The organism is Bartonella sp. CL435QHHD (assembly GCF_042195095.1).
In the GTDB taxonomy this organism is placed as follows: Bacteria; Pseudomonadota; Alphaproteobacteria; order Rhizobiales; family Rhizobiaceae; genus Bartonella.
Genome location: NZ_JBHINS010000087.1, coordinates 23379 through 32058, shown reverse-complemented (window position 1 = coordinate 32058; position 8680 = coordinate 23379). Strand labels below are relative to the sequence as shown.

General features: G+C 35.5%; 6 protein-coding genes and 1 pseudogene. 2 read left to right on the top strand and 5 right to left on the bottom strand.

The window, feature by feature from the left end:
- Positions 1-391 (bottom strand): annotated as a pseudogene (locus ACFILH_RS09450) (autotransporter outer membrane beta-barrel domain-containing protein); the annotation flags it as partial.
- A gap of 505 nt (positions 392-896) precedes the next feature.
- Between ACFILH_RS09450 and ACFILH_RS09445 the strand changes: the two are divergent.
- Positions 897-1040 carry a hypothetical protein gene (locus ACFILH_RS09445; RefSeq protein WP_375623872.1) on the top strand — a complete coding sequence of 48 codons (144 nt, stop codon included), beginning with the start codon at positions 897-899 and terminating at the stop codon, positions 1038-1040.
- A 1-nt stretch (position 1041) separates the two neighbouring features.
- Here the strand turns inward: ACFILH_RS09445 and ACFILH_RS09440 are convergent, their stop codons facing one another.
- From ACFILH_RS09440 to ACFILH_RS09430, 3 genes are read right to left on the bottom strand one after another with little or no spacing between them, the layout of a single operon-like run.
- Positions 1042-2013 carry a WD40 repeat domain-containing protein gene (locus ACFILH_RS09440; protein WP_375667731.1) on the bottom strand — a complete coding sequence of 324 codons (972 nt, stop codon included), beginning with the start codon at positions 2011-2013 and terminating at the stop codon, positions 1042-1044.
- A 10-nt stretch (positions 2014-2023) separates the two neighbouring features.
- Positions 2024-3046: a CobW family GTP-binding protein gene (locus ACFILH_RS09435; RefSeq protein ID WP_375654623.1), complete on the bottom strand. Its 1023-nt coding sequence runs from the start codon at positions 3044-3046 to the stop codon at positions 2024-2026.
- Between the two features lie 21 nt (positions 3047-3067).
- On the bottom strand, positions 3068-3811 hold the full coding sequence (locus tag ACFILH_RS09430; protein WP_273791688.1) for a creatininase family protein: 744 nt from the start codon (positions 3809-3811) through the stop codon (positions 3068-3070).
- Positions 3812-6093: 2282 nt separating this feature from the next.
- Between ACFILH_RS09430 and ACFILH_RS09425 the strand changes: the two genes are divergently transcribed.
- Positions 6094-6450 carry a hypothetical protein gene (locus ACFILH_RS09425; RefSeq protein ID WP_375664189.1) on the top strand — a complete coding sequence of 119 codons (357 nt, stop codon included), beginning with the start codon at positions 6094-6096 and terminating at the stop codon, positions 6448-6450.
- Positions 6451-7263: 813 nt separating this feature from the next.
- Here ACFILH_RS09425 and ACFILH_RS09420 read toward each other — a convergent pair.
- The gene (locus tag ACFILH_RS09420) at positions 7264-8598 is read right to left on the bottom strand and encodes an NAD(P)H-dependent oxidoreductase (protein WP_375667730.1); all 1335 of its coding nucleotides are present in this window, start codon (positions 8596-8598) and stop codon (positions 7264-7266) included.
- Positions 8599-8680 lie beyond the last annotated feature (82 nt).

Sequence of the window (8680 nt, the reverse complement as noted above, 5' to 3'; positions counted from 1 at the left end):
AGCCATATTCAAAAGCAGATAAGTTGGAAGCATAATGATGGCTACCACCATAAGCATGCAGAAAAAAGGCTGTCTTTTCATTATCCTTCCCAAAGGAATGAAAAGCATTCCGCATTGTCTCTAATGTCTTATTTTGCGTGGTCATATCCACTAAACCAGCATGAAATAAGGCATTTGGCAAAAGAAGGTAAGTTGGAACCTGTGGAACAACAGCTCTAATTTGGAGATTAGACGAGGAATCCAAAGGGTCAGAAGACCCAGAAGGCTTTGGTTCAACAGGGGCAGAAGGAGGAGGAACAGAATCTGGAGATGAAGTGTCCTCCGGAACAGAGAGCTCAGATGGACGAACCTCATCAGTAGAATCTTCAACTGGAACAAACGGTGCAGGCATAGGTTGCACAAAAGAATGGTCCTCTGGAACAGTTGGTACAGAAGGACGTACAGGTTCAACAGGGGCAGAAGGAGTGGGGACAGAATCTGGAGATGAAGGAGATACCGGAACAGAAGACGGTGATAGAAACTCTATGAAATGATTATTAGATGGAATTTTCTAGGAAAAAAACTGCAGTTTAGAAGGCTGCTAGTAGGCAACCTTGCTCTTTAGAGAGGGAAATCAAAAAAATTTTATTTAGAAAAATAGTGTTGAATTCCATTCTTCTGATCGTAGGAATAAATCGTTGTTTTAATGATGATATCAGCTATTTTTTGCCGAATTTTTAAGAAAAATGCTTTTGTGGAAGTATGTAGCCTATATAGATGTTGATAGGGAGTGGGTTTTCGGTCTTAGGGGTGATGTTTTTATTCTTGTATGGGGGTAGCAATGTTAAAAGGTCAAAAAACATGTCTAAGGTATTTTCTTGTCTAAAGGGGGGAAGGAAAGGAAAAGGGAAGATTTAATGATTACGAAGATTTTAGGAGACTTTGGGGGGGAGATTAGGGAGATAGGATTTCTGAGAGCTCTAGAGATGCAAGGGGATAAGATTTCTGGAGGATTGTGTGGGCATTCTTTATCGGCGATGATTGCGCTTTTGGGTGCTTAATTTAATCAGTGATCTTGATTATACCACATTCACCATTTTCGCTACCGAAGGAGAGGTTTTGCCCTTCTTGATCCCAGTTAAGTGCTGAGATAGCGCTTTTCCCATAACCTTTTAGAAGGACTTCTTTTCCATCATGAAAATGTGCCGCTAAAATCATTCCATCATTGAAGCCTATTGCTACAATTTCTTTGTTTGGGTGGCATGAAACGGTGCTAACAAGCGCATTTGCTCGTGTGCCTAGTTCTAGAGGTGTTTTTCCCATGGGGCCGTCTTTTGTATGAAAGGGCCAAACAATTGCGGCAGAGGCACCTGATGTTGCTAGCCATTTTCCTTTTGCGCTCCAAGACCAGCTTTTGACTTTGCTTGGGTAGCCACTCATCCGTAAATGTTGATTATCAGTGAGACGCCAACCGTGTAAGGCGTTTTCTTGCATCGTGGAAATGACATAGCGGTTGTCTGGTGAAAAGGTGACGCCACAATGAGCTCCTTTCCATACCAATGTGGTGGGAGATATTTGCGTTGATAACCAATGAAGAGTGACGCCATTGTAATGGGCAACGGCAAGTCGTAAACCCTTTGGGGCAAAAGCGAGTCCTTCTACACTACGTTCATGTGTGAGCTCTTGTTGTTCTTTTCCAACATGCGCAAATGCGAGACGTGAGGAGGAAAAAGCAAAAGCTTTTTGTGGACCAAAAGCAACGTTGTTTATCCATTTGCGTTCTTTTTGGCTTAACACTTCCGTGTGATCTGCTGCGGTTGTTTGACAGACTTTTCCATCTTCTCCACCGGTGATGATCGCGGTATTGTCATGGGAAAAATGGCTTGAAATTATTCCTTGGTGAACTTCAACGATTTGTGGGGCTGGATTAAAAAAAACAATGAAACCTTCTACGGAAACAAAGGCTGGTTTATTGCCTATAAAACCGCAGGAAAGGCAGTAACTTTTGAGATCATAATGGGTAATGTTTGGCATTATCACTCACTTATGCGCAATTTTCAAAACCAGTTTTTAATTTTTCAGCATCAAGAGAGCGTCCTATAAAAACAAGGCGACTTTCTCGTTTTTCATCTTCACGCCATGGGCGTTGATGTTGTCCCTCAAGAAGCATATGTATTCCTTGAATGACGTAACGATCATCGTCTCCTTGAAAGGCGATAATGCCTTTAAGGCGCAATATATCAGGTCCTTGTTGCTGTGTAACCTGCTGGATCCAAGGGAAAAACTTTTCTGGTTGCAGAACATCTGTTTTTAAACTTACAGAAGTGATGGTAATATCATGAATGGGGGATGCGTGATGATGGTCATGATCATGATTACAATCGGGACCACATACATGATCTGCGTGATGATGGTCAAGAAAATGGGGATCATTATCTAAAGTGCGTTGGAGATCAAAGAAGCCACGATCGAGGAGTTTATCAACAGGGATGTTAACGCGCTCTGTTGTGTAAATTATGGCTCTGGGATTAATGGCGAGAATAAGGGATTCAGCATGGCTGCGTTCTTGTTGGGTGACAAGATCAATCTTATTTAAAAGAATAATATCCGCGAAGGCAATTTGATCTTCAGCTTCACGACTTGTTTTCAGTTGAGAGGGAAAATGCTTTGCATCAACGACCGCTATGACACTGTCGAGAGCTGTTTTTTCATGGATAGTATCATCCATGAAAAAGGTCTGTGCTACAGGAACGGGATCAGCAAGCCCTGTCGTTTCTATAATGATCGCATCAAATCGATGAGAACGTTGCATCAGACTTTCCAGAATGCGAATGAGATCACCACGTACGGTGCAGCAAACACAGCCATTATTCATTTCATAAATTTCTTCGTCTGATTCAATGATCAGGTCATTATCAATACCAATTTCACCAAATTCATTGACAATGACGGCATAACGTTTGCCATGATTTTCACTGAGAATGCGGTTGAGAAGGGTGGTTTTTCCAGCACCAAGATAGCCTGTGAGAACCGTAACGGGAAGTTTTTTTGGGTGTGTCGTTTCCATGGAGAGACCCTTTATTGTTCTTTATTGCCATGTGTTTATGTTAAATCGATTGATATCATCAAGTAAATCACGAAGCTGAGACAGAACATGAGAAAAGATTGCTTCACCGGCTTGTGGTGTTGCTTTGCTTGCGTTTCCTGCCGCACCTTGCGTGTTCAGATCTCGCATTGTCCAACCAAAGGCATGAGGACCATAAGCACGTAAATATCGATAATTGGCAATCATATCCGCTTGTTTATTATGAAAATTTTTTGCCTTTTCCATATGGACTTTTTCTGGTGCTAAATAGAGCATGAGAGAGGTTTCGATAAAGCCTCCATGGATATCAAGATGTTGTTGAGACGGCTCTATGAGACCTTGTGGTAAACCAAAACGGCTCCAGCTTGTTGCTACAGCGAGCATGGAAAGGCGCCTTCGTAATTCGGTGATAACGATGCTCATTAAAGGTGAATTGCCTCCGTGAGCATTGAGAAGAAGAAGACGGTTGATCCCTTTGTGATAACAGTTTTCACCAATCTTTATCCATCGCTTAATCGCATCGGAAAAGGTAAGAGTTTGTGTACCTGTAACATCCATATGTTCTATAGAATAGCCAATCTTTTCAACCGGTAAAAGTGCGATATGAAACTGCTCTTTTGTTTGTAAAGTGAGGGCTTTTGCAAAAGCTTCAGCAATAATCCAGTCGGTTTCGAAAGGAAGGTGCTCTCCGTGATATTCGTGTGCGCCCAAAGGTAAAAGAGCGAGAAAAGGCTTGTTAGATACCATAAATTATTGCCTAAAAGAGAAGTTAACATAGACAAAGTGATCGAAGGTGCTGTCACTATTTAATCTATCTATAAGAGAAACGCAAATAGGCGTCTTTTTACATCACATATGGATGCATAAAAATGAGAGCTTTGTTAAAAATAGAGAAGCTTTTATTGAGCAATGCCAACGCAACTTTTCTGTAATATTAGGCAATCTTTCTCAAGATAGTTGTCTTTTGTAAGTATTTCTGATGTATATTATCATTTTTTAATAAATAAATATTTATGCATATTAAATACTTCACATAAATAATGAAAAATTATTTTTCATTATTTATTAAAAATGTAATTTTTTCTGTAAATTACATATTCTTTTTTATTATAGAGCGAGGATAATCAAAGTATTTCTATTATTGCAATAGTACAGACTTTTGTTGCAATCAGGAACTCTATTAAATTATCTGTATATTACAAAAGAATAGAAATATTTGTTGATTGATTTTACTTTGGATAGTGTCTTAACAGATTTTAGTGTTCATGAGAAAAAATAAATATAAAGGGAAGAATTCACGTAAGATGAATTTGTAATCTCATAGAGCAGTTTATAAGATGATTCAGTAAGAAACACCGTTGGATACATAATAAACAGAACGCCATTGTGTTGCACATTGACGCTTTTGTTTTAAAGAAACATTTCTCAAGGTATCCAAGCCTATTTTGCAACGGCGCCCGTGAATAGTATAACGGTAAAGCCTTATAATATAAAATCTATTGTGTTCCACCATATTTACACTTTTAAAGTAAAAATGGGTATCATCATTCACTTTGCTAGTTTTCAATACTGTGTTAACAGCGCTTGTTAGTTAAAATACCTCATAAGTGATATTTTCCTTTCTTCAAGTGTGTTTACACACACACACCGATCTCGTTTGTGATTTGCAAGTGAAGAAATTTGATTGATTCAATATAAACAGAGTTAAAATTAAGAGATTTTTATAATCGTCAGCTTTCTCATTCAACATGCAAAACAATAAATTATTATTATAGATTAATATTTTGCGATTAAAGTGATCGGTTGATGAATTTATCATTCAATATCAGTTTTCATGGCGTTATTTTTTCAATGTGCTTACTTAAGTTGGTATTTTAAAAATGCAATTTTTTAGTAAGTTTCTCTATTCCTTTTCTTTCAAGAATTTGATTAATTCTTTATTATTATTATTTATTTTGCACAAATTGAAGACAGTTATGTGAATATTGCTAAAAATTTCGTTCAAAGAGAATTATTTGTTACTAATATAGAGTAAATATAATTACTTAAAATATAAATATGGTTGTGATCTACAATATTGACGAAAAATATGGAATAACTTTTATGAAAATTAAGAAAGAAAGTTTTTTTAGTATTTTGGGGATCATCTCATTTTTCATGACTCTCTTTTTATCTGGTTTTAGGTAGTTTGTTGGTGTTCTAGTATTGCTTATAATTTTTTTGTAAATCTGATAGATTTACTTATTTCATGCGTTTGTTTTATTAGGTTTGAAAGTCAATATTTTGTGTTCTTTATGCTGTATGGGATAAAGGGGGCTGAATTACCTTTTTTAAGATGCTAGCAGTATTTTTTTCTTTTTATATATCAGTAAAAGTTGAGAATCATTTTATTAACGTCTCTTCCATTTGAAAATAGAGATCTTAATTGCTTTTTATAATTTATACCTGTTTTATAGAAAAAGAGTACACTATTTTAAGGTTTATTTATTAGGATAAACTTGTTTTAGATCAAGGTTTTTATTCGATACCAATTTTATGTTTCAATATTACTTATGAGTTATATAATAAAAGATTCACTAACAATATTCTATTTTTGTTTTTATTTAAATAATATATAAGTATTATCATTATATTGACAGTTTTAAATGATATAGTTCTTTAAAACTTCATTTTAAATTATTTATAAAATCTCTATTATTTAACTTTTTAAATGAATTTGTTTTTTAATATTTATTATAATGAGAAATTTTATAAATTATTATTACTTTGAAGAATAGAAATAAAAAATGACAAAATATTACTGTTAGTATCTTAAGTTATTATAATGTAAAAGGAATAAATCGTTTTTATCATTTATTGTTTTTTGTGTATTTACATGTAATACATAATGTGTTATATTGTAATAACAAAATTACATATAATATTTTATTATGTCTGATTATATAAATGATTAAATATAAGTTTTGTTTTTTATATATGTGAAGATTACTTCATTTTTTCAGTGAAGAAAAAGAGGAGCAAAGAAAGCTATGTTTAAAATATTTAAAAATCGTGTATGTTCATTCACTTTTACACTATTTATTCTTTTTTTTGTACAAACTATAGCGGGAAATGCAAGTTTTTTAAAAAATCAATTTCAAGAGAGAATGGCAATTACTATTTCTACATTAGAAAAAAATGTAGCTATTAAAACTGTGAATAGAGCAGTTATTCAAGGCGTTGAGGAACAAGATGGTATTGCTTTGGGGAAAGCTGAAAAAGCTGCTGCCTTTTCAGGTTCAGCTTTTTGGGGGGGGGTAGGTATTTTATCACTTCTTGCTTCTTTATGTATTGGGGATGTATTAGGTACTGTTTTATCTCTTTGGGGAATATTCGTTACACTTTAATAGAAAGATCATCGATAAAGTCGATGACTTTTTTGTTCATTTCATTATGTTGAAAAAAATACATACTTGAAATCATTTATACTGTATTTGATAATAAAATTACTATTCTTAATAATAAATGTAGCTTTTATTAACATTATTAAAGTTCAATGTTTTACATTTATATTTTTTTTACAAAGTAGTGTAACCTGATTTTTTATAGTCTATGGTTATTATCCTAGTAATAAGGCTAGTATACTCACTCTCTTTAACAGCCTTTTAATATTGTCTACCTTCTCTCATATGAAGATTATTCATCAAAGGTATATTTTATCCTTTTTAAATTTTTTATCTTTCATAAGGGGATAAAATAAAAAATATCCCTGTATTCATGGCTCTCATGCAATAAGAAAAATGAGAAATTATTATTTATCATTTCAAATTTGTTTGATGTTAAATCCATCAAAAGTATTTTTTACGTATAACAAGTTGTGTTCGTGTATGGACAAAATTATTAAAGAAAAAAAGAGTAAAAATTCTTCTCATTAATCATCTCAAGTGCTATGCGCTGTTGTAATATTGGCAAATAAAATGATGATGCCAGTTTGTAGCTTTATAGAGCAAAGATAGTGATACACAATGAACCTTATGCCATCTCATGGGGTGGTTTATACTGTCGCATTTACGGGACATATTGTGAGAGCGAAGTGGTGATGTGCGTCGTTGGAAAATGCTTTTATTAAAACAGAAGCCTGAATTTTTGATACAAGTGTATTCTGGGTTGTTCTGTTGCGTAAGGGAAGGATACTGTTAAGTAAAGTAATTTAGGAGTGTTTATAGCTTAGCGGAAGAAGGGCAATGAAGTAAAAGGTCTTGTTTAGCACGAAGACGTGCAATCCATTGATCTTCACGAATAGCAGTATTATGTACTGTAATGAGTTCGTTTTTTTTAATTGCGGCTGTTACTGTTGCTTTTTCCAAAAGACCACAAGGAATGGCGTGGTGAGCGCGTGCTTCTGCAATGTTCATTATCCAAGCACGATAAGTATAAAGACCGATAAAGTCTAGCTGATCACCTGGATGTAAATCTTTTTTAGCAACAGCACAGACTTCTACTACGGGATGGCTAAGAGGAACCATATCTTTTTTGCCATAAAGCATAATACGTGCGCAGGTGAGGGGAACTTCCATTGCTGTTAAATGATAGGGGCGATGAAAGGTGAAGTAAGGCCCCTGACCAATTTTTAAATCTTCCATACGTTCGCGTAAACGCGGGTGTGCTATTTCGGCAATGACAAAGACACCAGGTGAAACACCTGGACCTATTGAATAATCTACAACACCATATTGCTGTAAAATACCCCCATCTTGTTTTGGAATAAGCACTTTGTTTAAATCTTGTAGCGCTGCTCGTGGTCCATGCATTCCTGGGCAATCGGGGAGAAGTCCGGTGGCATTGGCAATGGCTGCCATTTCAACCATCGTTTTGGAACCATCAATAAATTCGACCAACATGCGCACATTCATATTACGCCGGTATGCTTCTTCTTCGTAAGCGTCAGGTGTAGCATCAAAGCGCAGAGGATTATTTTTTCCTTTACCCGCTGCAACAATCTTATGTCCAAGGGCTGAAACAAATTCTATGAGTTCCATACAAGCAGTTGGTTCATCGCCGGCACCAAGTGTATAAATGAGCCCTCGTTTTTCTGCTTCATGTTTGAGATAAGCACCAATTGTAACATCTGCTTCAACATTCATCATGACAAGATGTTTGTTATTCTCAAGCGCTTTGATACCAATTTCTGCTCCTGCTTCGGGATAGCCTGTTGCATCAACGATAATATCAATTTGTTCATGACGTAAAACAAGGTTAATATCATCTGTTGCTGCAATCAAACCTTTTTCAATGTTTTGCGTGAGAGCATAAGTATTTTCAACTTCACAGACATGTCCACCCTCGCCATAGGCTAGTGTAGCGGCATCAAAAATACGTGACGGCGTTCTAGTGGCTACAGCTGCGACTGTTATACCATCCATATGTGCAATACTTGATAATAAATCTGTGCCCATTTCACCACAACCAATCAGTCCAATACGGATGGGAGGATGCTTTTCTGCACGTTGTTTTAAATCATGCGCTAAACCTGTTAGGTTCACATTGCTTGCCATTCTTTTTTCCCATTTGAAAACTATTCTGCTAAAGAACTTTTCTCATTCATAAAGTGCATTTGTTTTTAAGACAATTAATCTT

Bases quoted from the DNA above. Each gene is read 5' to 3' on its own strand.
- ACFILH_RS09445 (WP_375623872.1), top strand. From the start codon at position 897: ATGATTACGAAGATTTTAGGAGACTTTGGGGGGGAGATTAGGGAGATA.
- ACFILH_RS09440 (WP_375667731.1), bottom strand. From the start codon at position 2,013: ATGCCAAACATTACCCATTATGATCTCAAAAGTTACTGCCTTTCCTGC.
- ACFILH_RS09435 (WP_375654623.1), bottom strand. From the start codon at position 3,046: ATGGAAACGACACACCCAAAAAAACTTCCCGTTACGGTTCTCACAGGC.
- ACFILH_RS09430 (WP_273791688.1), bottom strand. From the start codon at position 3,811: ATGGTATCTAACAAGCCTTTTCTCGCTCTTTTACCTTTGGGCGCACAC.
- ACFILH_RS09425 (WP_375664189.1), top strand. From the start codon at position 6,094: ATGTTTAAAATATTTAAAAATCGTGTATGTTCATTCACTTTTACACTA.
- ACFILH_RS09420 (WP_375667730.1), bottom strand. From the start codon at position 8,598: ATGGCAAGCAATGTGAACCTAACAGGTTTAGCGCATGATTTAAAACAA.